Annotated in this window: 27 protein-coding genes, 1 tRNA gene and 1 other RNA gene; 20 read left to right on the top strand and 9 right to left on the bottom strand. The window is 68.2% G+C overall.

Going from position 1 to position 25,383, the window contains the following annotated elements:
• The first annotated feature begins 15 nt into the window (after positions 1-15).
• From IT41_RS02770 to IT41_RS02755, 4 genes are read left to right on the top strand one after another with little or no spacing between them, the layout of a single operon-like run.
• On the top strand, positions 16-1,833 hold the full coding sequence (locus IT41_RS02770; RefSeq protein ID WP_036738657.1) for a DUF294 nucleotidyltransferase-like domain-containing protein: 1,818 nt from the start codon (positions 16-18) through the stop codon (positions 1,831-1,833).
• 8 nt (positions 1,834-1,841) lie between these two features.
• On the top strand, positions 1,842-2,339 hold the full coding sequence (locus IT41_RS02765; protein WP_231564677.1) for a hypothetical protein: 498 nt from the start codon (positions 1,842-1,844) through the stop codon (positions 2,337-2,339).
• Positions 2,339-2,710 carry a response regulator transcription factor gene (locus tag IT41_RS02760; RefSeq protein ID WP_036738656.1) on the top strand — a complete coding sequence of 124 codons (372 nt, stop codon included), beginning with the start codon at positions 2,339-2,341 and terminating at the stop codon, positions 2,708-2,710. The genes IT41_RS02765 and IT41_RS02760 overlap by 1 nt, the downstream gene beginning before the upstream one ends.
• Positions 2,704-4,629: a 3'-5' exonuclease gene (locus IT41_RS02755; protein WP_036738655.1), complete on the top strand. Its 1,926-nt coding sequence runs from the start codon at positions 2,704-2,706 to the stop codon at positions 4,627-4,629. The genes IT41_RS02760 and IT41_RS02755 overlap by 7 nt, the downstream gene beginning before the upstream one ends.
• Before the next feature lie 15 nt (positions 4,630-4,644).
• Here IT41_RS02755 and IT41_RS02750 read toward each other — a convergent pair whose 3' ends face one another.
• Positions 4,645-6,264, bottom strand: coding sequence for a peptide ABC transporter substrate-binding protein (locus IT41_RS02750; RefSeq protein WP_036738654.1), 1,620 nt, complete (start codon positions 6,262-6,264; stop codon positions 4,645-4,647).
• A gap of 108 nt (positions 6,265-6,372) precedes the next feature.
• Between IT41_RS02750 and cobU the strand changes: the two genes are divergently transcribed.
• The 5 genes from cobU to IT41_RS02725 all read left to right on the top strand — a co-directional run bounded on the left by cobU (position 6,373) and on the right by IT41_RS02725 (position 11,258).
• Positions 6,373-6,906, top strand: a complete 534-nt coding sequence (cobU, locus tag IT41_RS02745) for a bifunctional adenosylcobinamide kinase/adenosylcobinamide-phosphate guanylyltransferase (RefSeq protein WP_036738653.1) — start codon at positions 6,373-6,375, stop codon at positions 6,904-6,906.
• On the top strand, positions 6,903-7,859 hold the full coding sequence (gene cobT, locus IT41_RS02740; protein ID WP_036738652.1) for a nicotinate-nucleotide--dimethylbenzimidazole phosphoribosyltransferase: 957 nt from the start codon (positions 6,903-6,905) through the stop codon (positions 7,857-7,859). Before cobU ends, cobT begins: the two co-directional genes overlap by 4 nt.
• Positions 7,852-8,622, top strand: coding sequence for an adenosylcobinamide-GDP ribazoletransferase (gene cobS, locus IT41_RS02735; protein WP_052081242.1), 771 nt, complete (start codon positions 7,852-7,854; stop codon positions 8,620-8,622). Before cobT ends, cobS begins: the two co-directional genes overlap by 8 nt.
• A gap of 138 nt (positions 8,623-8,760) precedes the next feature.
• On the top strand, positions 8,761-9,384 hold the full coding sequence (locus IT41_RS02730; protein WP_052081241.1) for a TRAP transporter small permease subunit: 624 nt from the start codon (positions 8,761-8,763) through the stop codon (positions 9,382-9,384).
• Positions 9,381-11,258 carry a TRAP transporter large permease gene (locus tag IT41_RS02725; RefSeq protein WP_036738650.1) on the top strand — a complete coding sequence of 626 codons (1,878 nt, stop codon included), beginning with the start codon at positions 9,381-9,383 and terminating at the stop codon, positions 11,256-11,258. Before IT41_RS02730 ends, IT41_RS02725 begins: the two co-directional genes overlap by 4 nt.
• A gap of 86 nt (positions 11,259-11,344) precedes the next feature.
• Here IT41_RS02725 and IT41_RS02720 read toward each other — a convergent pair whose 3' ends face one another.
• Positions 11,345-12,469: a TRAP transporter substrate-binding protein gene (locus IT41_RS02720; protein WP_036738649.1), complete on the bottom strand. Its 1,125-nt coding sequence runs from the start codon at positions 12,467-12,469 to the stop codon at positions 11,345-11,347.
• Positions 12,470-12,714: 245 nt separating this feature from the next.
• Between IT41_RS02720 and nrdR the strand changes: the two genes are divergently transcribed.
• The gene (gene nrdR / locus IT41_RS02715; RefSeq protein WP_036738648.1) at positions 12,715-13,179 is read left to right on the top strand and encodes a transcriptional regulator NrdR; all 465 of its coding nucleotides are present in this window, start codon (positions 12,715-12,717) and stop codon (positions 13,177-13,179) included.
• Between the two features lie 14 nt (positions 13,180-13,193).
• Positions 13,194-14,171 carry a bifunctional diaminohydroxyphosphoribosylaminopyrimidine deaminase/5-amino-6-(5-phosphoribosylamino)uracil reductase RibD gene (ribD, locus tag IT41_RS02710; protein WP_036738815.1) on the top strand — a complete coding sequence of 326 codons (978 nt, stop codon included), beginning with the start codon at positions 13,194-13,196 and terminating at the stop codon, positions 14,169-14,171.
• On the opposite strand, the gene IT41_RS02705 is transcribed toward ribD, so the two are convergent.
• The 3 genes from IT41_RS02705 to IT41_RS02695 all read right to left on the bottom strand — a co-directional run bounded on the left by IT41_RS02705 (position 14,168) and on the right by IT41_RS02695 (position 18,714).
• Positions 14,168-16,168 (bottom strand): capsular polysaccharide biosynthesis protein, encoded by a 2,001-nt coding sequence (locus IT41_RS02705; RefSeq protein WP_036738647.1) that lies wholly within the window; start codon positions 16,166-16,168, stop codon positions 14,168-14,170. The genes ribD and IT41_RS02705 overlap by 4 nt on opposite strands.
• 6 nt (positions 16,169-16,174) lie before the next feature.
• A complete protein-coding gene (locus tag IT41_RS02700) occupies positions 16,175-17,278 on the bottom strand; it encodes a polysaccharide biosynthesis/export family protein (protein WP_036738646.1) in 1,104 nt (367 codons plus the stop codon).
• A 176-nt stretch (positions 17,279-17,454) separates the two neighbouring features.
• A complete protein-coding gene (locus IT41_RS02695) occupies positions 17,455-18,714 on the bottom strand; it encodes a capsule biosynthesis protein (RefSeq protein WP_052081256.1) in 1,260 nt (419 codons plus the stop codon).
• Between the two features lie 308 nt (positions 18,715-19,022).
• Here IT41_RS02695 and IT41_RS02690 point away from each other — a divergent pair, with 308 nt between their 5' ends.
• The 5 genes from IT41_RS02690 to IT41_RS02670 all read left to right on the top strand — a co-directional run bounded on the left by IT41_RS02690 (position 19,023) and on the right by IT41_RS02670 (position 22,245).
• On the top strand, positions 19,023-19,625 hold the full coding sequence (locus IT41_RS02690; RefSeq protein WP_036738645.1) for a riboflavin synthase: 603 nt from the start codon (positions 19,023-19,025) through the stop codon (positions 19,623-19,625).
• A 67-nt stretch (positions 19,626-19,692) separates the two neighbouring features.
• Positions 19,693-20,811 (top strand): 3,4-dihydroxy-2-butanone-4-phosphate synthase, encoded by a 1,119-nt coding sequence (gene ribB, locus IT41_RS02685; RefSeq protein ID WP_036738644.1) that lies wholly within the window; start codon positions 19,693-19,695, stop codon positions 20,809-20,811.
• Between the two features lie 4 nt (positions 20,812-20,815).
• Positions 20,816-21,367 (top strand): 6,7-dimethyl-8-ribityllumazine synthase, encoded by a 552-nt coding sequence (locus IT41_RS02680; protein WP_036738643.1) that lies wholly within the window; start codon positions 20,816-20,818, stop codon positions 21,365-21,367.
• Entirely contained in the window at positions 21,364-21,864 is a 501-nt protein-coding gene (gene nusB / locus IT41_RS02675) for a transcription antitermination factor NusB (RefSeq protein ID WP_036738642.1), read from the top strand. Before IT41_RS02680 ends, nusB begins: the two co-directional genes overlap by 4 nt.
• Positions 21,865-21,939: 75 nt before the next feature.
• Complete coding sequence (locus tag IT41_RS02670) at positions 21,940-22,245, top strand: hypothetical protein (RefSeq protein ID WP_036738813.1); 306 nt, start codon at positions 21,940-21,942, stop codon at positions 22,243-22,245.
• Positions 22,246-22,278: 33 nt separating this feature from the next.
• Here IT41_RS02670 and ssrS read toward each other — a convergent pair.
• A non-coding RNA gene (gene ssrS / locus IT41_RS22160) (6S RNA) lies at positions 22,279-22,437 on the bottom strand.
• 143 nt (positions 22,438-22,580) lie between these two features.
• On the opposite strand from ssrS, the gene IT41_RS02665 reads away from it, so the two are divergent.
• On the top strand, positions 22,581-23,015 hold the full coding sequence (locus tag IT41_RS02665; protein WP_036738812.1) for an MmcB family DNA repair protein: 435 nt from the start codon (positions 22,581-22,583) through the stop codon (positions 23,013-23,015).
• On the opposite strand, the gene IT41_RS02660 is transcribed toward IT41_RS02665, so the two are convergent.
• Positions 22,996-23,226 carry a DUF6324 family protein gene (locus IT41_RS02660; RefSeq protein ID WP_036738641.1) on the bottom strand — a complete coding sequence of 77 codons (231 nt, stop codon included), beginning with the start codon at positions 23,224-23,226 and terminating at the stop codon, positions 22,996-22,998. The two genes, IT41_RS02665 and IT41_RS02660, sit on opposite strands and share 20 nt — an antisense overlap.
• A 115-nt stretch (positions 23,227-23,341) precedes the next feature.
• Here IT41_RS02660 and IT41_RS02655 point away from each other — a divergent pair.
• The 3 genes from IT41_RS02655 to IT41_RS02645 all read left to right on the top strand — a co-directional run bounded on the left by IT41_RS02655 (position 23,342) and on the right by IT41_RS02645 (position 24,584).
• A tRNA-His gene (locus tag IT41_RS02655) sits at positions 23,342-23,418 on the top strand.
• A 118-nt stretch (positions 23,419-23,536) separates the two neighbouring features.
• A complete protein-coding gene (locus IT41_RS02650; protein WP_036738640.1) occupies positions 23,537-23,899 on the top strand; it encodes an ElaB/YgaM/YqjD family protein in 363 nt (120 codons plus the stop codon).
• A gap of 7 nt (positions 23,900-23,906) precedes the next feature.
• Positions 23,907-24,584: a phage holin family protein gene (locus IT41_RS02645; protein ID WP_036738639.1), complete on the top strand. Its 678-nt coding sequence runs from the start codon at positions 23,907-23,909 to the stop codon at positions 24,582-24,584.
• Positions 24,585-24,668: 84 nt separating this feature from the next.
• Here the strand turns inward: IT41_RS02645 and grxD are convergent, their stop codons facing one another.
• A complete protein-coding gene (gene grxD, locus IT41_RS02640) occupies positions 24,669-25,031 on the bottom strand; it encodes a Grx4 family monothiol glutaredoxin (protein WP_036738638.1) in 363 nt (120 codons plus the stop codon).
• A gap of 52 nt (positions 25,032-25,083) precedes the next feature.
• Positions 25,084-25,326, bottom strand: coding sequence for a BolA/IbaG family iron-sulfur metabolism protein (locus IT41_RS02635; RefSeq protein ID WP_036738637.1), 243 nt, complete (start codon positions 25,324-25,326; stop codon positions 25,084-25,086).
• Positions 25,327-25,383 lie beyond the last annotated feature (57 nt).

Genomic DNA, 25,383 nt, shown 5'->3' with positions numbered 1-25,383 from the left:
ACCGGGGGAGCGGATATGGACGAAATCGTGAAATTCCTGTCGGGCATCCATCCCTATGACGCCCTGTCGCGGGACGAGCTGGCGCGGGTCGCCGGTTCCTTCAGCCGCAGGGAATGGAAGACGGGCGACACCGTCTATCGCCATGGCGACCCGCTCGAGGGGATCTGGCTGATCGAGGATGCCGAGGTCGAGGTGACCGACAGCGCGGGCACGCCGGTCTCGACCCTGGGGCGCGGCAACAGTTTCGGCGAGCGCGGGCTGATGCGCGACGGCAATGCCGCGACCACCGCGCGCGTCACGCGCGGCGGCACGCTGCTGATGCTGCCCGGGCGCGAATTCCGCCGGCTGCTCAGCTCGAACGCCGCATTCTCGCGCTTTTTCAACCGCGGCGCCGGGCGCGGGCGGGGATCGCAATGCGCGCAATTCGCCGCTCTGCGGGTCTCGGAACTGCTGGGCCGCGCACCGCTGGCCTGCCCGCCGCAGACCCCGATCGTCGAGGCCGCGCGCATGATGCGCGAGGCCGGCGTCTCGTCGCTGGGGATCACCGGCCCGGAGGGCGCGCTGCTGGGGCTGGTCACCGTGCGCGACATGTCGAACAAGGTCGTGGCCGAGGGGTGCCGCGCCGACGCGCCGGTGTCGCGCATCATGACCAGCGATCCGGTGACGCTGGGCCCGGACGCGCTAGGCGCCGATGTGCTGGCCCTGATGGCCGAGCGCCGGATCGGCCATCTGCCGATCACCGAGCGCGGCCGGCTGGTCGGCATGATCACCCAGACCGACCTGACGCGGGTGCAGGCAATCTCGGGATCGGTGCTGCTGCGAGAGATCGCCCGCGCCCCCGACAGCGCGGCGCTGGCGGGCGCGACGGCGCGCATCCCCGAATTGCTGGCAGGCCTGGTCGCGGCCAGCCAGCGCCACGATCTGATCACCCGCCAGATCACCGATATCGCCGATGCCGTCACCCGCCGCCTGCTGTCGCTGGCCGAGGCCGAGCTGGGGCCGGCGCCCGGCGGCTGGCTCTGGGCCGCCTGCGGCAGTCAGGGCCGGCAGGAACAGACCGGCGTTTCGGATCAGGACAATTGCCTGATCCTGGCCCCCGGCATGGATGCCGATCATCCCTGGTTCCGCGATCTGGCGAAATTCGTCAGCGACGGGCTGAACCGGGCCGGCTATGTCTATTGCCCGGGCGACATGATGGCCTCGAACCCGCGCTGGCGGCAGCCGCTGGATGTCTGGCGTGGCTATTTCAGCGGCTGGATCGACCGTCCCAGCCCCGAGGCGCAGATGCTGGCCAGCGTCATGTTCGACCTGCGCGCCATCGGCGGCGATGCCACGCTGCTGCGCGATCTGCAGGCCGAGACCCTGGCCGCGGCCGGGCGCAATTCGATCTTTGTCGCCCATATGATCGCCAATTCGCTGAAGCATCGCCCGCCGCTGGGGCTGATCGGCGGTTTCGCCACCATCCGCTCGGGCGAGAAGCGCAACCATATCGACATGAAGATGAACGGCGTGGTGCCGGTCACCGATCTGGGCCGGGTCTATGCGCTGCAGGCGGGGCTTGTGCCGGTCAATACGCGCGCGCGCATCGTCGCGGCGGCCGAGGCGGGGGTGATTTCGACCTCGGGGGCGGCCGATCTGCTGGCCGCCTTCGATCTGATCCAGACGCGCCGGCTCCAGCATCAGGCGCGGCTGATCGCCGCCGGCCGGCGGCCCGACAACTTTCTGGCGCCCGCCGAACTTCCGGACCTTGAACGCAGCCATCTGCGCGACGCCTTTGTCGTCCTGCGCACCATGCAATCGGCCCTGGGCCATGGAAAAGGGGCGCTGGCATGATGAGCGGCATGGCCTGGGACATTTTGGGGATGATCGCCGTCGGCATCGGCGCGGCGGCACTGCTGTTTGCCGGCGCGCATGCGCTGCGCAAGGCCGGGCTTGCGGTCCCGCGCTGGATCACCCCGGCCGGGATCGGCCTTGCCATGCTGGGCTTTGCCATCTGGAACGAATACAGCTGGTATTCCCGGGTCAGCGCGCAATTGCCCGCGACCGTCGAGGTGCTGGAGACCGGCACCGGCGGCAAGGCCTGGCGGCCCTGGGCCTTTGTCATCCCGATGGTCAACCGCTTTGCCGCCATCGACCGCGCCGGCCTGACCGATACCGGGCAGGGGGTCCAGCGCGGGCAGGTGCTCTTTGTCGAGCGCTGGCAGCCGACGCGCTATGTCACGCTGGATTTCGACTGCGCCGGCGCGCGCATCCGCGCCGTCGCCGAGGGGCGCGAAAGCGACTGGCTGCCCGCCGCCCAAGATCCAGCCTATGCCGTGATCTGCGAAAGGGGGGGCTGATGGCGCGCATCCTGATCGTCGAGGACGAGGATAATATCGCCGTCGCGCTGGAATTCCTGATGACGCGCGAAGGCCACAGCCACCGCCGCCTGGCGACCGGGGCGGGGGCGCTGGACGCGATCCGGGCCGAGCCTCCCGATCTGGTGCTGCTCGACATCATGCTGCCCGACATCTCGGGCTATCAGATCGTCGAGGAGCTGCGCGCCGATCCCGCGCTCAGCGATGTGCGGGTGCTGATGATGACCGCGCGCGGCTCGCTGATGGAGCGCAAGAAAGGGCTGGCGCTTGGCGCCGACGGCTTTATCGCGAAACCCTTCGAGCTGTCGGAGCTGCGGGCCGAGATGGCGCGTCTGCTGGGCGCGCCATGCTGACCGGCCTGTCGCTGCGGCTGCGGGTCTTTCTGATCTTCGCGGGGCTGGCGGCCGGGCTGATGGCGGTGCTGGCGGCGGCGCTGCTTGTCGCGTGGCGACGGTTGCAGGCGGCGGGCGCGGAAGTTTCGGGCGAGATCGCGCCGCACGTCATATCGGCGCTGGCCGGCGCCGGCGCCATCGGCTTTTTTGGCGCGCTGGCGCTGGTGGTCTGGGTCTGGTTCCTGTTCGACCAGAACGTCGCGCGCCCCATCGAGACCCTTGCCGGCGGCCTGCGTACCGGCGCCGCGCCCGACGCGGACGAGGGCCGCTATCTCGCCGATCTGGCCCCCGCCGCCCGCGAGGCGGCCGAGGCGCGCGCGCAATCCGCCGAGGCGCTGGCCGAGGCGGTGCAGCGCCATGTCCAGGAACTGGACCGTGAAAAGGCCATGCTGGAATCGGTGCTGTCGGGCATCAGCGCGGTGGCGTTGATGACCGATGACGGGGGCCGGGTGATGTTTTTCAACGGCGCCGCGCGCGAGGCATTGCCCGGGCTGGTTCTGGGCCAGCCGCTGTCGCGCCATCTGCGCCCCGCCGCGCTGGACATGGCCGAGCGGCGACTGGCCGCCAGCCCGAACGGCGCCACCGAACTGACCGTGCTGACCGCCGCCGGGCAGCGGCTGGCGGGCCAGATCCGCGCCGCCGGCGAGGGCGAGCGGGTGCTGGTGCTGCGCCCGCCCGCGACCTTGCGCCGGGCCGAGGCGCTGGAAAGCCTGCGCCGCCACGCCGCCGCGCTGGTGCCGATGCTCGAGGCCGCCGAGGACGCGCTGCCGCCCGAGGTGGGCCGAGCGATCCATAACGAGGGCGCCGCCCTGATCGCGGATTTGCGCGGTCTGGACCCCGCGCCGGCCCCGATGCAGGTCGATGCCGCCGCGCTTGCCGCCTCGGTCGAAGAGGCCGAGCGGGGCGAGATCGCCGCGCTTTGCCTGGCCGGGGATGGCGGCGCGCTGGCCGTGCTGTTCAGCGATCTGGCGCGACGGCTGGCGGCCAGCGGCCGGCCCGCGCGGCTGGATATCGTCGGCGACGGGGACGAGGCACGCATCACCCTGAGCTGGCAGGGCGCGGCGCTGAACATGGCGCGGCTTGACGAATGGCTGGCGGATGCGCCCGATCCCGACCGTCCCGGCGAAAGCGGCGCGGCGATCGCGGCCGAGCTGGGCACCGGGCTCTGGACCGAGCCGCAACCCGGCGGCGGGTGCATCGTGATGCCGCTTCCCGCCAGTGCCAGCGCCTGCGAGATCGCGCCTTCGCTGACCTATCGCCCGCAGCTTGCCGGCACGGGCGAGGCGCTTGGCGAACTGACCTGCGTGGTCTTCGATACGGAAACCACCGGGCTCGATCCCTCGGACCGGATCGTGCAGATCGCCGGTATCCGCATCATGGCCGGGCAGCCGACCGGCGAGCGCTTCCAGACATTGGTCAATCCGGGCCGGCCGATCCCGCCCGGCTCGACGCAGATCCACGGGATCACCGATGCGATGGTGGCGGATGCGCCGGACATGACGGCGGCGCTGCGCGCATTCCAGCATTTCACCGAGGATGCCGTGCTGGTCGCCCATAACGCCCCTTTCGACATGGGGCTGCTGCGCGCCGCCGCGACGGAAACCGGCGTCGCCTTTCCCAACCGGGTGCTGGACACGATATTGCTGTCGGCGATGGTCTGGGGGCAGGCCGCGCCGCATGGGCTGGACGCGCTGGCCGGGCGTCTGGGCGTCACCATCCCGCCCGAGCTGCGCCATACCGCGATGGGCGATGCCGAGGCGACGGCGCAGATCTTCCTGCGCCTGATCCCTGCCTTGCAGGCCAAGGGCCTGACCGATCTGGGCGCGATCCGCGACGAGGCAAGGCGCCACCGCCGCCTGATCGAGGATGCCAACCGCTAGCACGGCGCGGCCGGCTTACGGGGCGACGCGATACATCTCTCGGGCGTACCATTGGCCAAGCGCGTTGCGCATCGGATAGCCGCGCAGATCCGGCCTTATCAGCATCGGGCGCGTGTAATGGTAAAGCGGGATCAGGGCCATGTCGCCGAGCAGCATCTCTTCGGCCTGCCGATAGAGTGGCGCCGGGTCTTCTGCCGCAAGGGCGCGCTCGAGCAGCGCGTCATATTCCGCGTTCGACCACGCGCCGATGCTGCGGCCGCTGCCAGACAGGTCCAGAAAGCTGCGGGGGTCGTTGTAATCGGCGCACCAGGCATAGCGCGCGAGGTCGAAATCGCCATCCTGCAACCGCTCGTGAAAACGGCTCCAGGCGTCTTCGGCCAGTTCCGCCTCGACGCCGATCTCCTGCCATGCCTGCCGGGCGGCCTGCGCCACCGCCCGGTCCCCCTCCGAGCGGTTGAGGCGCAGCATCAGGCGCAGCGGCCGCTCCGGCCCGTAGCCGGCCTCGGCCAGCAGGGCGCGGGCCTTTTCGCGCCTTTCGTCCAGCGACCAGTCGCTCGTCTCGATATCCGGCGCGATACGGCCGTTGGCCGCCCAATGCGTCCAGCCAAGGGCCGGCCGCTGGCCGCCCCGCAGCACCGCCCCGGCGATCGCGTCGCGATCAAGCGCATCGGACAGGGCCTGACGCAGGGCGCGTTCCTTGAGCGCGGGCGCCCCCTTGGCCGACAGGTTGAAGAGATAGCCATAGGAACAGGCATAGGGCGGCGTGATCGCCTGCCCGGGATGGTCCTGCCGCAGCCGGGCGATCTGCCCGGCCGGCGGCTGCAGGAGCCAGTCGAATTCGCCATCGAGATAGCGCTTCAGCGCCTCGCCCGGCTCGCTCACCGGCACGAAACGCAGCCCGGTCAGGATCGTTCCGGCGGCGCCGTGATAGCCGGGATTGCCGCTCAGCACGGCCTCGCCGCCCGGACTCTGCCCGTCCAGCCGATAGGCGCCGTTGCCGGCCAGCTTGCCGGGCTGGGCCCAGTCCGCGCCCTCGGCCGCGACCAGCTTCATCGGCACCGGAAATGTGGCGGGATGGCTGAGCATCTTCAGGAAATGCGGCATGGGCCCGGTCAGGGTCACCTGCAATCTGCGGTCGTCGAGGACGCGGATGCCCAGATCCTCGGGCGGCTTTTCGCGCCTGGCGATCGCGGCCGCGTTCTCGACATTCATTGCCTCGATGAACCAGGCATGGGGGCTGGCGGTTTCCGGGTCCAGGACGCGCCGCCAGGCGAATGCGAAATCTGCCGCCGTCAGCGGATCGCCATTCGACCATTTCGTCTCGCGCAAGCGGAACTCATAGGTTTTCCGATCCGGGGACAGCGAATATTCCGCAGCGGCGCCGGGAACCGGCGCGCCGTCCGCATCGGCGGTCATCAACCCCTCGAACAGCTGGTTCAGCAGATCGGTTTCCCCGCGCGAGGTGGCCATGGCCGGGTCCAGCGACCGGATCTCCTGCGGGATGGCGATGGCCAGTTCCTGCCCGGCGGCAAGCGCCTCGTCCAGGGCCGGTTCCACCGCCATCGCCGGCAAGGTCGCGGCCAGTACGGTGGCCAGCGCGACGGCAAGAGCGGTGAGCGGAGACGGGCGGATCATCGGCAACTCATGGCTTGCTCGGGCGCGGCGAAGGTCGCGCATCCGCCGGCGGCGGGCAAGTGCATTTGCCGCTTTCACAGTCGCGGCGCATGTGAAAGAACAGAGGGCATGGCACGGGACGCTCGCATCATTCTGGTTACCGGGGGCGCGCGCTCGGGAAAATCCGCGCTGGCCGAGACCATCATGGCGCGCTTTCCTGGTCCGCACAGCTATATCGCCACCGCCGAGGCGCGCGACGACGAGATGGCGCGGCGCATCGCGCAGCATCGTGCGCGGCGCGGCCCGGACTGGAACCTGATCGAGGAGCCGCTGGACCTGCCCGCCGCGCTGACGCGCAGCGCGGGGCAGGGCGCGCGGCTGGTCGATTGCCTGACCCTGTGGCTGTCGAACCTGATGGCCGCGAACCGGCCCGAGGATCAGGCGATCGGCGCGCTTTGCGACACGCTGTCACGTCCGAGCGCCCCCGTGGTGCTGGTCACCAATGAGCTGGGCCTGGGCATCGTGCCCGAGAACCGCCTGGCCCGGCGCTTTCGCGATGCCCATGGCTGGATGAACCAGGTCGTGGCCGCCCGCGCAGACGAAGTCTGGATGGCCGTGAGCGGCCTTCCCCTGAGGTTGAAACCGGAAAGAGAAATCCCTTGAAAGAGTTCGACGAATCCGCCGCCGAAGCCGCCCGTGCCCGCCAGGCCGAACTGACGAAACCGCCCGGCTCGCTGGGCCGGCTCGAAGAGCTGGCGGTCTTCATGGCCGGCTGGCAGGGGCGCGCGCGGCCCCGGATCGAGCGCGCCCAGGCGCTGGTCTTTGCCGGAAATCATGGCGTCACGGCCCAGGGCGTGAACCCGTTTCCGGCCGAGGTGACCGCGCAGATGGTGCGCAATTTCGAGCGGGGCGGCGCGGCGATCAACCAGCTCTGCGCGCAGGCGGGGGCCGAGCTTTCGGTGGTGGCGCTGGATCTTGACCGGCCGTCCGGGGACTTCACCCGCGGCATGGCGCTGGAGGTGGCGGATCTTGTCGCCTCGATCCAGACCGGCAAGGATGCCGTCGATCCTCGCGCGGACGTGATCCTGCTGGGCGAAATGGGCATCGGCAATTCCACCGTCGCCGCCGCTCTGGCCGCCGCCACATTCGGCGGCGAGGCGGCGGATTGGGTAGGGCCGGGCACCGGCGCCAGCGACGAGATCATGGCCAACAAGCTGCGCGCCGTGGATGCCGGGCTCAGGCGGCACAAGGGCGCGGCGACGGCGGCCTCGATCCTGGGCTCGTTTGGCGGGCGCGAGCAGGCGGCGATCTGCGGCGCGGTGATCCGCGCGCGCGAGCTGGGTATTCCGGTCATTCTGGACGGGTTCATCTGTACCGCCGCCGCCGGCGTGCTGATGGTCAATGACCGCAATGCGCTGGAACATTGCCTGATCGGCCATCAAAGCGCGGAAACCGGGCATCGCCGCCTGATCGCGGCCATGGGCAAAGAGCCGGTGGTGACGCTGGACATGCGGCTGGGCGAGGGAACGGGCGCGGCGGTCGCCTTGCTGATCCTGCGCGCCGCGCTGGCCTGCCATGACGGCATGGCGACCTTTGCCGAGGCCGGGATTGGCTAGGGCGGTTCTGGAGCTTGCCACCGCCTTCGTCTGGTTGACCCGTTTCCCGCTGGCGGGCCTTGTTTCGCGCGAATTGCCGCCGCTGGCGCGCACCGGCTGGGCCTTTCCGCTGGTCGGGCTGGCGGTGGGGCTGATGGCGGCACTGGTGCTGGCGCTGGCGGCATGGCTGGGGCTTCCGGCGCCGGTCGCGGCCCTGCTGGCGGTGGCGGCGATGGTGCTGGCCACCGGCGGGCTGCACGAGGACGGGCTGGCCGATCTGGCCGATGCCGGCGGCGGCGCGGATCGCGACCGCAGGCTGGCGATCATGCGCGATTCCCGGATCGGCAGCTATGGCGTGCTGGCGCTGATCCTGGTGACCGGATTGCGCATCGCCGCCATCGCCGCGCTGTTTGCCGCCGCGCCCATGCTGGCCATCGCCGCCTTGCCCGGCATCGCGGCAGCCTCGCGCGCGGGGATGGTGGCCGGTCTGGGGCTGATGCCGCCGGCGCGCCCCGACGGGCTGGGCAGGCTGGCGGGGCGCAGCCCGCCGGGACAGATCGCGATGGCGATCCTGCTGGCCGGGCTGGCGCTGCTGGCCCCGGCTTTGGCGACGGATCGCCCCGCTTTGGCCGCTGCGGCCGCCGCCGTCGCGATCGGGCTGGCGCAGCTTTGGCTGGCGCATCGGGCGATGCGCCGTCTGGGCGGCCAGACCGGCGATGTTCTGGGCGCCATGCAGCAGGCAGGAGAGGCCGCCGGGCTGGTCGCGCTGACCCTGTTCGTCTAGCTGACGTGGCATGACCGGACGTGGCATTTTCTTGACCGTATTCCACCATTCCTTCATATCCCTCCCCTATGTCAAAAGGTCGGATCTACCGGCCGGCGGGCCCGCGACGTGACGGGCGCAAGCAAGGGATGTTGTCATATGGGCGCCTTATTGGGGCTGGCGCGCGGGATCGACCGCGTGAATTCATTCATCGGGCGCAATGTCAGCTGGCTGATCCTGGTCGCCGTGCTGGTCAGCGCCACCAATGCTGTCATCCGCAAGGCGTTCAACACCTCGTCCAACGCCTGGCTGGAGCTGCAATGGTATCTTTACGGCGCCGCCTTCCTGGGGGCCGCCGCCTATACGCTGCTGGAAAACGAACATATCCGCATCGACATCATCTATGGCATCTGGGGCCGGCGCCGCCAGCACTGGATCGACCTGATCGGGCATGTCTTCTTCCTGATGCCCTTTGTCACGCTGATGATCTATTTCCTTTACCCTTGGGTGATGCGCTCGTTCGCCAGCGGCGAGGTCTCGACCAATTCCGGCGGCCTGATCCTGTGGCCGGCGAAGCTGTTATTGCTCATTGGATTTATCCTGCTGTTCCTGCAGGGGATTTCCGAGATCATTAAGAAGATCGCGGTGATGGCCGGGATGATCGAGGATCCGAGCCCCTTTGTCTCGCATCACGCCGCCGCCGCCCAGGAGGGCGAGGCGATGCTGCGCGGCACAAAGGGGGCGCAGGATGACGTCGCCGCGCGCGAGGATCACCGCAAATGATGGAACTCATCGCGCAGAACATGGCGCCGATCATGTTCGCCTCGCTGGTGCTGTTCCTGCTGTTCGGCTATCCGGTCGCCTTTGCGCTGGCCGCGAACGGCCTGCTGTTCTTTGTCATCGGGGTCGAGCTTGCGCCGCTGTCGGGCGGGGCGATCAACCTGAGCTGGCCCTTGCTCAACGCGATGCCGGAGCGGTTATGGGGCGTCATGTCGAACGAGACATTGCTGGCGATCCCCTTCTTTACCTTCATGGGCATCGTGCTGGAACGCTCGGGCATGGCCGAGGACCTGCTGGATACAATCGGGCAGCTTTTCGGCCCGGTGCGCGGCGGTCTGGCCTATGCGGTGGTGATCGTCGGCGCGCTGCTGGCCGCGACCACCGGCGTGGTTGCCGCCTCGGTGATCGCCATGGGGCTGATCTCGCTGCCGATCATGCTGCGCTATGGCTATGACCGGCGGATCGCGACCGGGGTGATCGCGGCATCGGGGACGCTGGCGCAGATCATTCCGCCCAGCCTGGTGCTGATCGTTCTGGCCGATCAGCTGGGCCGGTCGGTGGGCGACATGTACAAGGGCGCGCTGATCCCCGGCCTTGTCCTGACCGGCATCTACCTGAGCTATATCTTTGTCGTCTCGATCCTGCGGCCGAACAGCCTGCCCGCCCTGCCGCCCGAGGCGCGCAAGCTGGGTTCGGGCGTCACCTCGCTGCTGGTGGCACTGGCCGGCGCGGTCGCGCTAGCCTGGCTGATCTGGCGCTGGATGTATCCCAGCCAGGGCAAGGATGCCGATATCCTGGCGCCGGCGCTGGCGGTGATCGCGATCTATGTGCTGGCGGTGCTCGACAAGGGCCTGAAGACCAACCTGATGTCGCGGCTGGCGCAGCAGGTGATCATCGTCCTGATCCCGCCGCTGGCGCTGATATTCCTGGTGCTCGGCACGATCTTTCTGGGCATCGCCACGCCGACCGAGGGCGGCGCCATGGGCGCGGTGGGCGCGCTGGTCCTGGCCGGCGTCAAGGGCCGCCTGAGCTATGGCGTGGTGCGTCAGGCGCTGCTTGCGACCACGCGGCTGGCCTCGTTCGTGATGTTCATCCTGGTGGGCGCGCGGGTGTTCTCGCTGACCTTTTACGGTGTGAACGGCCATGTCTGGGTCGAGCATCTGCTGACCTCGTTGCCGGGCGGGCAATACGGCTTTCTGATCGCGGTGTCGCTGCTGGTCTTTCTGCTGGCCTTTTTCCTCGATTTCTTCGAGCTCGCCTTTATCATCGTGCCGCTGCTCGCGCCCGCCGCCGAGGCGATGGGGATCGACCTGATCTGGTTCGGCGTCCTGCTGGGCGTGAACATGCAGACCAGTTTCATGCACCCGCCCTTTGGCTTTTCGCTGTTCTACCTGCGATCCGTGGCGCCCAAGACCCCCTATGAGGACAAGCTGACCGGCAGGATGATGGCGCCGGTGACCACGGGCCAGATCTATTGGGGCGCGGTGCCCTTTGTCGGCATCCAGCTGGTGATGATCGCCATCGTGATGACATTCCCCGGCATGGTGCTGCATTACAAGGGCCCGCCCATCGACAGCTCGAACGTCACCTTCGAGATCCCGACCATGGGCGACAGCGGATTCGGCGGGCTTGGCGGGTTGGGCGGCAATCCCTTCGGCGCGCCGACACCGCCCGCGGCCCCCGGCGCCGCGCCGGGCGGCGATTCTCTGGGCGGCGGTTTGGGCGATCTGGGCGGCCCGCCGGTTTTCGGCACCCCGAATGAGCCGCCCGCGGGCGGCGATGTCCCGGCTCCGCAGCCGCCGCAGCCGGGCGGGCTGGACCCGCTGTCGGGGCCGCCGCCTGGGCTTGGCGGTCCGGCGCAACCGCCGGCGAACTGACGCATGGCTCAACAAGAAAGGCGGCCCGCGGGCCGCCTTTCCTGTGCCGTCCGCCGGCCCGTCATCCGGGCCGGGCCTTCAGAGGGTCACAGCGTGCCGTTGCGCTGCTGGATCATCATGAAGGTGTCATAGGTATATTCGGAGGTCTGGTTGTAAAGATACCAGTCGGCCCGCGCCACCTTGATCGATTCCCAGATCTTCCGGAAGCCCTCGTTGGTGGCCTCCATCTCGGCATAGACCTCGTTCGCGGCCTTGTAGCAGGCGTCGAGGATCTCGGCGCTGAACGGGCGCAGCTGCGTGCCCGAGGCGACCAGCCCCTTGAGGGCGATCGGGTTCAGCTGGTCGTATTTCTGCAGCATGTCGGCATCCGTGGCCTGGCATGCGGTGCGTAGCAGCGCCTTGTAGATATCGGGCAGGCCGTCATATTGCGCCTTGTTGAAGAAGAAATGGACCGTCGGGCCGCCTTCCCACCAGCCGGGATAGTAGTAATAGGGCGCGACCTTGAAGAAGCCCAGCTTCTGGTCGTCATAGGGCCCGACCCATTCGGACGCGTCGATCGTGCCCTTTTCCAGTGCCGGATAGACATCGCCGCCGGCCAGCTGCTGCGGCACCGCGCCCAGCCGTTCCAGAACCCGGCCGGCAAAGCCGCCGACGCGGATCTTCAGGCCTTTCAGATCCTCGACCGAATTGATCTCCTTGCGGAACCAGCCGCCCATCTGGGCGCCGGTATTGCCGCCGGGCAGGCCAAAGATATTGTGCTTGGCAAGGAATTCGTTGAACAGGTCGATGCCGCCGCCATGGTAGTGCCAGGCGTTCATCGCCCGCGCCGACAGCGCGAAGGGCACCGCCGCGCCAAGCGCGAAGGTCGGATCCTTGCCCCAGCTGTAATAGCCGACCGTGTGGCAGGCCTCGACCGTGCCGTCGGTGACCGCGTCCTGCGCGTTCAGCCCGGGCACGATTTCGCCGGCGGCGAAAACCTGCAATTGGAACTTGCCGCCCGTCGCCTCGGACAGATGCCGCGACAGCACCTCGGCACCGCCAAAGATGGTGTCCAGAGATTTCGGAAAGGCCGAGGTCAGACGCCATTTCACCTCGGGCATTTCCTGCGCGATGGCGGGCGCGGCCAGTGCGGCACCGGCGGCGGCGGTCGCGCCGCCGACCGTGGCGCGGCTCAGAAAGGCGCGCCGGTCAAGCTGATTGGTTTTCTTCATTATGTTCCTCCGCATTGATCGGCCTTGCTGGGCCGCCGATAGCGCGGGATGTTTGCACGCGTCGCCCCGCCTGTCGAGATGTCCGCATAGCATTTTCGCGATCCCGCGCATCGCCCGGCCGACCGGCGCGAAACCGGGCGCGAGGGCCGGCATCCTCGCCGATATTGTGGTTTCATCTGTGGGCTACCCAAGCTGTTCGGGCATGCCTATACTGCCTGTAGCATGGGGCTTTGGGGGAACAAGGGATGCGCTGCCCGTTCTGCGGAAATGTCGATACCCAGGTCAAGGATTCGCGACCTGCCGAGGATAACGTGGCGATCCGGAGGCGCCGTTTCTGCCCGGCCTGCGGCGGCCGCTTCACCACCTATGAACGGGTGCAGCTGCGCGATCTTGTGGTCGTCAAGTCCAGCGGCCGGCGCGAGGATTTCGACCGCACCAAGATGGAGCGGTCGATCCGCATCGCGATGCAGAAGCGCCCGGTCGATCCCGAGCGCATCGACCAGATGATCTCGGGCATCGTGCGGCGGCTGGAAAGCCTGGGCGAGACCGATATCCCCTCGAAGGTGATCGGCGAGATCGTGATGGAGACGCTGGCCCGGATAGATACCGTCGCCTATGTCCGTTTCGCGAGCGTCTACAAGAACTTCCAGGCGGCGGACGATTTCGACAAATTCGTGGCCGAACTGCGCCCCGGCGGCGCCGAGGAGTGAACGACCACCGCCACATGGGTCATGCGCTGGCCCTGGCGCGGCGGGGCTTGGGCAATGCCTGGCCCAACCCGGCCGTGGGCTGCGTGATCCTGCGCGAGGGGCGGGTGATCGGGCGCGGCTGGACGCAACCCGGCGGCCGCCCCCATGCCGAGGCGATGGCCCTGGCCGAGGCCGGCGCGGCGGCGCGGGGCGCCACCGTCTATGTCACGCTGGAGCCCTGTTCCCATCAGGGCCGTGCCCCGGCCTGCGCCGGGGCGCTGATCCGGGCCGGCGTCGCCCGCGTGGTCAGCGCCATGACCGATCCCGACCCGCGCGTCGCCGGGCGCGGCCATGCGATGCTGCGCGAGGCCGGGATCGCGCTGACCGAGGGCCTGCGCGAAGCCGAGGCGCGCGACTTGCAGCGCGGCTTTCTGACGAGGGTACTGCAGGGCCGGCCCATGCTGACGCTGAAGCTGGCCGGCAGTTTCGACGGCCGCATCGCCACCGCCTCGGGAGAAAGCCGCTGGATCACCGGGCCGGATGCGCGGCGCCATGTTCACATGCTGCGGCTGATCCATGATGCGGTGATGGTCGGCGGCGGCACCGCGCGGGCGGACCGGCCGTCATTGAACGTGCGCGGCTTCGGCCCGGTCCGGCAGCCGGCGCGGATCGTGGTGTCGTCCCAAGACCTGCCCGATCTGCCGCCCGAGGATGCCGATCACGGCCCGCTATGGCGCCTGTCGGGCGCGCCCGCGGCCTTCATGGCCGAACTGGCCGCGCGCGGCGTGACGCGGGTGTTCTGCGAGGGCGGCGGCGAACTGGCCGCAAGCCTGCTGCGGGCGGGGCTGGTCGATCGGCTGGTCGGCTATACGGCGGGGCTGGCCCTGGGCGCCGAGGGGCGGCCGGCGATCGGCGATCTGACCCTGGCGGCGCTGAGCGAGGCGCCGCGCTTTCGCCTGACCGGCATGCAGCGCCTTGGCGCCGATATCGTGCATTTCTGGCAGCGCGACTAGCGCCGCCAGAGCCAGGCATAGGTGCTGAACAGGCCCTGAAGCCTGCCCAGAGCCCGCAGCCCCCTGCCTTGCGCGACGGCAAGGGCGGGATCGCCAAGCCGCGCCAGGGCGGTTTCGGGCGGGCAGGGCAGCCGGCTTTGCGGATCGAAATAACGCGGATAGGCGATCAGCGCGGCATGGATCAGCCCCGCCAGATCGGTGCCGCCCGCGCGCCGCCGCGGGACCGGGCCCAGATCGCGGGTCAGCCCCCAGCCGGCATAGAACGGCGCGCCCAGCGTGGTCACGGGGATGCCGCGCATCAGCGCCTCGAACCCCAGGGTCGAGGTGATGGTCCAGACCTCGTCCACCTGCGCCATCAGCGCGGCGGCGCTGCTGTTGCGGGCGGTCAGATCGGCAAGCTCGGACAGATCGGCCGGCGCGATCAGGCCCGGCCGCAGCCCGGCCTCGACATCGGGATGCGGCTTGTAGATCAGCACCGCCCCGGGGTTTTCGGCCCGCACCCGCCGCAGCAGGTCGATATTGCGCCGCTCGGCCCCGGCGCCGAGCCGGATCGAGGCGTCATCCTCGACCTGGCCCGGCACCAGGATGCGATGCCCCTCGGGCAGTTCGGGCGGCTTGCCGCTCAGGTTGTATTTGGTGACGCCCGCCCGGGCCAATGCAGCGGCCAGATCCAGCGCCCGCGCGCGCCCGCCGGGCGGCAGCGGCGCGCTGATCAGCCGTTCCAGCCGGCTTTCGCGGCTTGGGTCGTAATAGATGCCGAGATCGTCGGCGACCAGCGACAGCGGCGGGACCAGCGCCGCGCCCAGCCCGCGCGAGCGGATGAAACCGTCCTCGACCCGTCTTGCGCCGGGCGTGTTGTCGGCATGGCGCGCCCAGGCCAGCGTCGTGTCGGGCCGAGGTTTTGCAGTAAAGCGGACGCCCGCGCCATTGCCGAAGAAACGCGCGACAAAGGGGCGCTTCCACAGCCGCATGCCATAGGCAAGGTGGCCCTCGCGATCCTCGCGCCAGGCGCGAACCTCGGCCTCGATCTGACGCAGGGCGCCCTCGAAATCCGTCAGCCGGTCCAGGCAGGGATCGTACCAGATCGGCGCGAGCAGGTGGCTGGCGGCGAAAAGCGCCTCGATCCTGGCGGGCTGGCGGCGGGGCAGGCGGTGCTCGTCCTCGGACAAGCCCCAGCCGGCATAGAAGGGGCGGCCGAAGATGCGCGGCCGGTGCCCGGCCAGCATCGCCTCATATCCCAGTTGCGAGGACATGGCATAGACCCGCACCGCGCCGCGCAACAAGGCCCAGGGCGAAACCGGGGCGGTGCAAAGAATATCACCCGGGCGCAGATCGGCGGGGTCGAAATGGCCCGGACGCAGCCCGGCCGCGGTTTCGGGATGGCTGCGGATCACGATCCGCGCACCGGGGTTTTCGTCGCGCGCGGCGCCGAGCATGGCCATGAACGCGGCCCGGTCGGCGCCTAGCAGCGAGGCATCGCCACGGGTCTGGTCCAGCACCAGAACATGGCCGGGCCGGCGCAGCTCGGTCCCCGGCAGATGGCTGTTATATTTCGACAGATCCGCCGCGATCAGCCGCTCGATGCCGGCGCGCGCTTCGGCTTGCAGCGCGCGGGCCCTGTCCGAGGGCACCAGGCTTTCGATCAGCGATGGCTCCTGCGGCGAAAAATGCACGCCCAGCGGGTCGGCGATCAGTCCGATCGGGCCGCGCCGCGCGATGGCGCCGCGCGCCCGGCCCGGCAGGACCGAGCGCAGAAAGGCGTCCTCGATCCGCAGCAGCTTCGCGCCGCGCCGCGCCGCGATCTGCCGGCCGCGCCATGCGGTCGGGCTGTCGCCCCAGATGCCGACCCAATCGCCGGGCCCGGGCAGTCCGACGGTGATGCGCCAGCCCGCCAGCGCGAGGATGCGCCGGATCCGCGCCGAGGTGAAAAAACCGCCATTGAAGACGAAAAGCCGCCGGGGGGTGTCCCCGGCGGCCCCGGCATTTCGTCGCGCCATTCCGTCCTACTCGAACGCGCTGTCCGCCGCACCGACATCGGTGGCGGTCCCCAGAATGGAGTTGAGGGTCTTTTGCCATTGCACGAAGGGCGCCTCGGTCACGTAAACCGTATCGCCGTCACGGATCATGAAGTCGCGCGCCAGGAACATCCCGTCGGGCTTGGTCAGGTCCAGCACATAGGCCATGCGCTGATCGCCCATGACGTCGTTGCGGCCCAGCACGGCGCGCGCCACCGATTGCGGCTCCTCGCGCATGACGAAGACGCCCTTGGGATCGGCCAGCGTGGTCGACAGGCCCCCGACCATGGCGACCGCCTCGATGGCGCTGATCTGCTCATTGCCCAGCGGCACCTTGGTCTGGCCACCCAGGGCGCCCAGGGCGGTGAAGCTGCGCTGATCCTCCTCGACCAGGATGACGTCGCCGGGGCGCAGCGCGATATCGTTGCTGGAGCTGGAATAGAGGTCGCGCAGCCAGACCTTGCCGCTGCTGTTGCCGCGCTTGACGATCACCACCGCGACCTCGGGTTCGATGTCGACGCCGCCGGCGCGCGACAGCATGGCCGAAAGGGTGCGGGTCGGGCGCTCGATCGGATAGACGCCCTGCGCGGTGACCTTGCCCATCACCGAAACGGTGGCGCCATCGCCCGCCACGCGGGTCACCATGACCTGCGGGTCGGGGGTCTGGGTTTCCAGCCGTTGGGTAATGATGCGGCGCAGCTCATCGGGGCTGTTTCCCGAGGCGCGGATGCGACCGGCATAGGGCACGAAGATATAGCCCTGGCTGTCGACCTGCAATTCGGTCAGCTGGGTCGAGCTGGTGCCCATCGAGGCCAGCAGCCCGTCATCGACGTTTTCCCAGATCGACAGGCCCAGCACATCGCCCGGCCGCACGACATCGGCGCCGACCTGCGCGGCATTGCGGAAATCCGAGCCGAAACCATAGGCCGGCGAGAAATTCGCCATGCGGTTCACGCGGTCATTGACATTGACGATATTCGTCGTGCCGCCCTTTTCGATCGAGCCCGAAAAGATTTCGCCCTTGGTCGGTCCCGAGCGCGGCAGGCCGCAGGCGGAAAGCAGAACGGCACCGCCCAGCAGGGCGACGGTCATGAAACGCCTGGCGGCGAAGCGCCGCGGAGCGCCTGAATTCCCCCGGGGAACTGGCGAAATAATCAGTTGTGTCAATCTCTTACTCCTGTCTCTCGCGGTGCATGCCTGCCCAGGTCATCTCTTTTTTTATGCAAATTACCCCAGCCCAAAGGGTTTTTCCATAATTTAACCCCGGATCAGTCACTGTTGTTCTCCATCTGTTGCCGATAATGACCACGTCCGGCGAAAACGGCCTGATAGGGATCCTCGGGCGCCAGCATCATATCCACGACGATGCGCAGCGCATGGGCGCGCGAATGGGCGGCGTAGAACCCGCCCGGCACCTGGCTGCTTTCCAGCAGGAAATCGCGATACCGGCGATAGGTGCTGGCATGGGGGCGCTGCGGATCGCGCAGAAAGCTGGCCAGATCCTGATCCGAGACCAGGCCGGGTTTGCAGAACACCGCGCGGCCCATCGCCTTGACCGGCAGCCCGCGCCACAGCGCCTGCTGCGCCGAGGTGGAGTTCACCGTCACCGTCGCCCGCGCCTGATTGAGCAGCTGCGCAAGCTTGCCGCCGCGCACGAAATGCACCCGCCGCCGGATGCCCAGGGCCTGCGCCTTGGTCAGGATCGCCTGCCGGATGCCGCCGCGCCCGTCCTCGAGCGGATGCGCCTTGAAGACGATGTGATGGTGCCGGGGCGCGGCTTGGGCGAATTCGGTCAGCACCTGATCGGTGAATTCCGACATCCGCGCATAGGGCGAATGGGCGACAAAGTTCGAATCGTGTTCCAGCTGCATCAGTACCAGAACATAGGGAAAGCCGCCGCGGCGGACCTGACCGGCCTCATGCGCGCGGATCACGGCGTCGACCGGGGTCATCAGGAAGCGGCGCAGGTTCAGGCGGAATTCCTGCCGCACGCCGATCCTGCGATGGGTCCGGTAGCCGGGATAGCGGCGGTTCGCGACCAGGACGAAAAAGTGATAGAGCGCGCCGTAGAACTTGTGCTGGCGCATGTCGCCCCAACGCGCCGGCGGACGGTGCATTTCGCCGATCCGGTTGCGCAGCGCCCGGCGCATCTCGGGGATCGAGAGGCGCATCAATGCCGAATGTCCGTTCGAGCCGTCGCGCTCATAGGTGATCCAGAAGGGCCGCAGATAGCCCTCCTCGAAGACATGCAGCTGCAGCCCGTCACGTTGCGCGGCGGCGCGCGCGGCGGCATGGACCGGGCGGACATCGCCGTAAAGCACGATATCGGTCACGCCCCGGTCGGCGATGATCCGGTCCAGATGGGCCGGCCATTCCTCGGGCGCGGTCTGGTGGCGGATGAAATGCGCCGGGTCGGACCAGAAGAATTCGTCCCCGGCATTGAACCCCACCCGCCAGACCTGCGCGCCCGTGTCGCGCAGCAGCCGCGCCACGCGATCGAAAAACGGGCCATGCGGTCCCTGCAGCATCAGAAAGACCCGCTTCCCGGCCGGCAGCAGATGCACGGGAAACGGCGTTTCCGCGCCATCGGCGGCAATGGCGGTGCCCTGGCGGAGAGGCGGAATGGTCGGAGGGCCTGACATCAAGTCGGAGTGAACGCTGCGCTAATCGGTCAAATCATCGCCCGAGGGCGAAGGTTTCCTGATGGCATGATTGGCGCGGGCTGTCACGGTCTTTCACAAATCCCGCCCAAGGCGCGCCGGCATGTGTTGCCGCCGCGCTTGCACAATGGGTGGCGAGGCTCTAGGTGTCGGGCAATGCAGGAAAAGAGGCGCCCATGTTCACCGGCATCATCACCGATATCGGCAAGGTCACCCGGGTCGAGATGCGCGGCGACATGCGGGCGCGAATCGCTTGCGGCTATGACATGGCGGGGGTCGATCTGGGGGCCTCGATCGCCTGCGACGGCATCTGCCTGACGGTGATCGACAAGGGGCCGGACTGGTTCGACGTGGATATCTCGGCCGAAACCATCGCCAGGACCAATATCGGCGCCAATGGCTGGGCCGCCGGCAAGCGGCTGAACCTGGAACGCGCGCTGCGCGTCGGCGACGAACTGGGCGGCCATATCGTCAGCGGCCATGTCGACGGCACCGCCCTGATCGAGGCGATGCAGGACGAGGGCGACAGCACCCGCATCACCTTCCGCGCCCCCGACGCGCTGGCGCGCTTCATCGCGCCCAAGGGGTCGGTGGCGCTGAACGGCACCTCGCTGACGGTGAACGAGGTGGCCGGCAGCCGCTTCGGCGTCAACCTGATCCCGCATACGCAAAGCGTGACCACCTGGGGCGAGCGCCGGGCCGGCGACAGCGTGAATCTGGAAATCGACACGCTGGCGCGTTACGTCGCGCGTCTGGCCGAGGCCGGCGCCCAGATGTGAGGCCCAAGCCTCTGGCCCTCGGTCCGCGCATCCGCTAAATCAGCGGAAATCAGGCTAAAGGTGCGCCATGCAGTATGAAAAACCGGGTCCGGTCGAACACGACTGGTCAGATGCGATTTCCCCTATCGAGGAAATCATCAACGAGGCCCGTAACGGCCGCATGTTCATCCTTGTCGATCACGAGGATCGCGAGAACGAGGGCGATCTGGTCATCCCCGCGCAGATGGCCACGCCCGAGGTGATCAACTTCATGGCCACCCATGGCCGCGGGCTGATCTGCCTGTCCCTGCCCGGGTCGCGCATCGACGCGCTTGGCCTGCCGCTGATGAGCCCCAAGAATTCCAGCCGCCACGAGACCGCCTTTACCATGTCGATCGAGGCGCGCGAGGGGGTGACCACCGGCATCTCCGCCCATGACCGCGCCCATACCGTGGCCGTGGCCATCGACCCGACCAAGGGCGCGGCCGATATCGCCTCGCCGGGGCATGTGTTTCCGCTGCGCGCGCGCGAGGGCGGCGTGCTGGTCCGCGCCGGCCATACCGAGGCGGCGGTGGATATCGCGCGGCTGGCCGGGCTGAACGCATCGGGCGTGATCTGCGAGATCATGAACGAGGACGGCACCATGGCGCGCTTGCCCGACCTGGTGGCATTCGCCCAGAAACACGGGCTCAAGGTCGGCACGATCAGCGATCTGATTTCCTATCGGCGGCGCCATGACAACCTGATCGCCGAACGCTCGCAGCAGGCGGTGCATTCGGTCCATGGCGGCGACTGGATGATGCGCGTCTTTGCCGATGAAACCACGGGCGCCGAGCATATCGCGCTGACCCGGGGCGACCTGACCGCGCCGGGGCCGGTGCTGGTGCGCATGCATGCGCTGGACCCGCTGCATGACGTGCTGGGCATCGGTCGCGAGGATGCGGGCGAACTGTCCGCCGCCATGCAGCTGATCGCGGATGAGGGCCGGGGGGTCGTGGTGCTGATCCGCGATCTGGAGAAAAAGCTGCGCACCCAGGGCGAGGTTTCGCCCCATGTGCTGCGCCAATACGGGCTGGGCGCGCAGATCCTGTCCTCGCTGGGCCTGTCGGAGCTGATCGTGCTGACCAATTCGGCGCCGGTCAAGGTCGTCGGGCTTGACGCCTACGGTCTTTCGATCCATTCCACCCGTCCGATTCCCAAAGGGTAAGACCATGGCCGCCAGCATCGAACATTATCAGTTGCCTTTGCCCAGGCTCGAGGGCGCGGTGCGGCTGCTGATCGTGGTCGCGCCCTATTATCGCCAGATCGCCGATGATCTGATCGCGGGCGCGCGCGCGACGGCCGCGGCGGCCGGCGCCACGGTCGATCTGGTCGAGGTTCCCGGCGCGCTGGAAATCCCCAGTGCCATCGCGATGGCCGCCAGCCGCCGGCTTTACGACGGCTATGTGGCCCTGGGCTGCGTGATCCGGGGCGAGACGACGCATTACGACACGGTCTGCAACGACAGTTCGCGCGGGATCACGCTGCTGGGCTTGCAGGGGCATTGCATCGGCAATGGCATCCTGACGGTCGAGAACACGGAACAGGCCGTTGTCCGCGCCGATCCGCAGGGTCAGAACAAGGGTGGTGGCGCGGCCGCCGCCGCATTGCACCTGATCGCGCTCAAGCGCGGCTGGGAAAGCCGCAGCCCGGGCAAGGACAGCGCCACGCCGCGCGACCCGATCCGGCTGGCCGGCGAAATCGACGGGCCGGCCGGGGCATGACCGGGCGGGGCGACACGCGCCGGGATGCCGGCGACCGTCAGGGCCGGCAGGCGCGCACCGCCGCGGCCCGGCTTTATGCCGTGCAGGCGCTGTTCCAGATGGAAGCCTCCGGCCAGTCGGCCGATCGGGTGCAGAGCGAATTCGTGAACTGGCGGATCGGCCGCGAGGGCGAGGATGCCGATATCGTCTCGGCCGAGGCGGATCAGGCGCTGTTTTCCCGCATCGTCGACGATGCGGTGACCTGGCAGGGGCGGATCGACCAGATGACCGACCGCGCGCTGGTGGCGAAATGGCCCATCGGTCGCATCGATCCGGTGCTGCGGGCGCTGTTTCGCGCCGCCGGGGCCGAGCTGGTGACGCCAAAGACCCCGCCCAAGGTCGTCATCGCCGAATATGTCCGAATCGCGCAGGCGTTTTTCGCCGAGGGGCGCGAATCGAAATTCGTCAATGCCGTGCTGGATTTCATGGCGCGCGAGGCCCGACCCGAGGCATTCTGACGCGGGCGCGCGGAACGGCTTCGGATGTCGCGGCATCCGGGCTATTATGCCCGCCTGATCGCCTCCGGAGACCCCATGCCAAAGCTTGTCCGGCTGTATATCGTCAGCATCGCCATCGGATTTGCGCTTTCCGCCGGCTTTACCGCCATGCTCATCGCGCTGGATGTCGCGTCCTTGCGGCATCTGGTGATGGCGACCAGCGGCGGCTGGATCGCGCTTGGCGTGCTGTTCTTTTTCCATGGCGTTCTGTTCGCGGGCGTGCAATTCGCCATCCGCATCATGCTGATGGCGCGCAGCGAGCGGCCGACCGGCGGGCTGCGCCAGCGTTTTCGCGCCCAACCCGCGCCGGTTTTCGCGGCCAGACCGGTTCGCAAGCGCTGAGCGGGCGTGCGGCGGGCTTGTGGCGGGAATGTGACGGGAACCGCAGCAACCGTGGCAGCACTAGTTTCCCCGAAAGCCTGGATGTCCAGGTGGGAGCCAGATAACGGGACCAGGGCCCCGACAGAGCCAGCCCCCTCGGTGAAATTATAGGCCAGTGGAAAAAGAGGCCACTCACGCGAAGAGCAGAAACCCGCCAGTCCCGTTAGATAGGGCGCGACAGGTGCCGCCGCAAGGGCAAAGACCCGGGGAAGCGGCTCTTGCAGGATGTTTCCGTTTCGTTCATGCTGAACGCCATGGAGAACCCGGCACCCCCAGCGTCCGACGGCCTGCCCGCCATGCCCGGCCAGCGGCTGGCGCGCGGCGTGGCGCGGTTTCTGACCGGGCTGGGCCACGCGCCGCTGACCGAATTCGTGCCCGGCGGCCGGCTTCGGGTCGATGTGATCTCGATCTCGGCAAAGGGCGAGATCTGGGTGATCGAATGCAAGAGCAGCCGGGCGGATTTCACCTCGGATCGCAAGTGGCAATCCTATCTGGCCTATTGCGACCGCTTTTTCTGGGCGGTGGGCAGCGATTTCCCCGAGGAACTTCTGCCCGGCGATACCGGCATGATCCGCGCCGATTCCTGGGGCGCGGAACTGATCCGAATGGCGCCCGAGACGAGGCTGGCCGGCGCACGCAGGACGCGGCTGATGCGCGAGATCGCGCGTGTCTCGACCCGGCGGCTGCTGGCGCTGAACGACCCGATGGGGGTCAGCGGCGCGGCTTTCTGACGCTTTTGCCGGGCTTGTCCTTGCCGCCCTTCATGCCGCGCGCCGCCTCGGCCGCGGCCAGAAGTTCCTCGGCGATCTCCTCGGCCTCGTCGGGGTCGAAATCCAGCGGCAGATCGACATTCTCGGCCTCGACATAGATTCGCACCATGCCGCGATCGGTCGGGCCGATCTGCAGATTCGCTGCGATGTCGCTTTCGCTGTTGATGCTCATCCTGGCTCTCCCGGCTGACCGCCATCTGATGGAAGGCTATTCCTTAGCGCGCGCGTCGAAAACCGGCAAGACGGGCTTGCGCCCGGCCAAGGCTGGCGCTAGATAGCACGCCTGTGCCGCCTTAGCTCAGTTGGTTAGAGCGCTAGATTGTGGATCTAGAGGTCCCCCGTTCGAGCCGGGGAGGCGGTACCATCCCGGATATCCGTATGCAGCCCCTGCCGCCGGCGAAAGCCGCGCCGTCGATGGAACGATTGTCCGGCTGCGCCGTTTTCTGATGGAATGCAGTTAACGCCTTGCGAAAGGATAGGTCATGGCCAAGCACGAAGCGACCCGCGAAGAACTGGAAACCCGCGCCCGCGAGGCCGCCGATGATGTCAGCGCGCGCGCCCGCCGTGCCGCGCAAGAGGCGCAGCATGCCGCCGAGGCCCTGCGCGACAAAGGTGCCGAATTCGTCGATTCGGCCCGCGAGCGCGGTCACGAATATGCCGAGCGCGCCCGTGACGAGGCCCGCCGCATCTACCGCGAGGGCGAACGTCGCGCCAGCGAAGTCGCCTCCCATGCCGAGGAATATTACGGCGAGGCAACCGATATCGTGCGCCGTCACCCGATCCAGGCGCTTGGCATCGCCGCCGGCATCGGCTTTCTGCTGGGTCTGACCATGACGCGCCGCTGAGCCCCTGATGTTCGACTATGCCCGGAAAATGCAGCTTGCCCTGACGGACAGGCTGCGCCGCGCGGGGCTGGCGGCCGGGGCAGGGGTGCTGTTGCTGATCGGCCTTGGCTTCCTGCTGGCGGCGCTGTGGGTCTGGCTGGCCGATCATCTTGGCTGGGGCGCGTTGGGGGCTTCGCTGGCGGTTGGTCTGGGCTTTGTCCTGCCCGGGCTGGCGCTGTTGCTCATGGCCCGCACCGAGCGTCACCCGGCGCCCAAGCCCGATGAGTTGCGCGCCGAGATCCAGAGCCAGGTCAGCCGGATGGCGGATACCGCGATCGACAAGGTCGCCGGCGCCGCCGATGCGGGGCTGGAGCGTGCTTCGGAGCGGGCCGGCCGGCTGATGGGCCGTGCCCGGCAAAAAACGCGATCCGCCACCGACGAGATGACCTACCGCGCCGACCGCTATGCCGACCGGGCCGAGGCGCAGGCACGGCGCGCGACAGGCGAGGCGGCGGACAGGATGCGGCGCTCCAACGATGCGCGGCCTGCCAGAGAGCCCCTGAACGCCGCCGGCATCGCGCCGCTGATCGGCGCCTTCGCATTCGGGATCACGCTCGCCTCACGCCTGGGCAGGCGGCGCGATCGCGGGATCGCGGATGACTGGGAAGACGACTTTGACGATCAGGACCGCGATCCGGGTCCGTGATCCGAATGATAACAGGTGGCGGGCTGTCGTTGCGCAATGGAAATCCCGCAGGCGCGGGATCTCATTGCCGGGACGATCCGTTGCTCAGGCATTCGCCTCGCGGATCTTTTCGGCGGCGTCCTTGTCATAGGTCACGCCCGCCTTGTCGAAAAGCTGGTCCAGCTCACCCGACAGCGTCATCTCGGTGATGATATCGCAACCGCCGACGAACTCGCCCTTGACGTAAAGCTGCGGAATCGTCGGCCAGTCGGAAAAATCCTTGATTCCCTGACGGATATCCGAATCCGCCAGCACATTCACGTCGCGATAGCTGACGCTCATGTAGTTGAGGACGCCGGCCACCCGGCTGGAAAACCCGCATTGCGGCATTTCCTTGGTGCCCTTCATGAACAGGACGACATCGTTTTCGTCGATCGTCTCCTGAATCTTCTGGCGCGTATCGGTCATTATGTTTTTCCTTGCTCTGGCGCCATTCCGGCGGGGGCGCGCTGTTTCAGGGTCAGGCGGGCGCCTTGGTGGTCAGCGCCAGCGCGTGCAGCGCGCCATCGGGGCCGTCCATCTTGCCCTGCAGCGCCGCATAGACCGCGCGCTGCTGTTCGACCCGGTTCTTGCCGCGGAAGCTTTCGTCGATCACCTCGGCTGCGAAATGATTTCCGTCCCCGGCCAGATCGGTAATGGTGATCCTGGCCTCGGGGAATGCGGCGCGGATGAGTGTTTCGATGTCATGGGCTTCCATAGCCATGGCAGATCCTTTCCTGATTGTTCAAGATTTAGGTCAAGGCCCGGCCTGCCGCAAGGT

The sequence above is a fragment of the Paracoccus halophilus genome, from assembly GCF_000763905.1.
Classification (GTDB): domain Bacteria; phylum Pseudomonadota; class Alphaproteobacteria; order Rhodobacterales; family Rhodobacteraceae; genus Paracoccus; species Paracoccus halophilus.
This window is presented reverse-complemented; position numbering and strand designations above follow the sequence as displayed.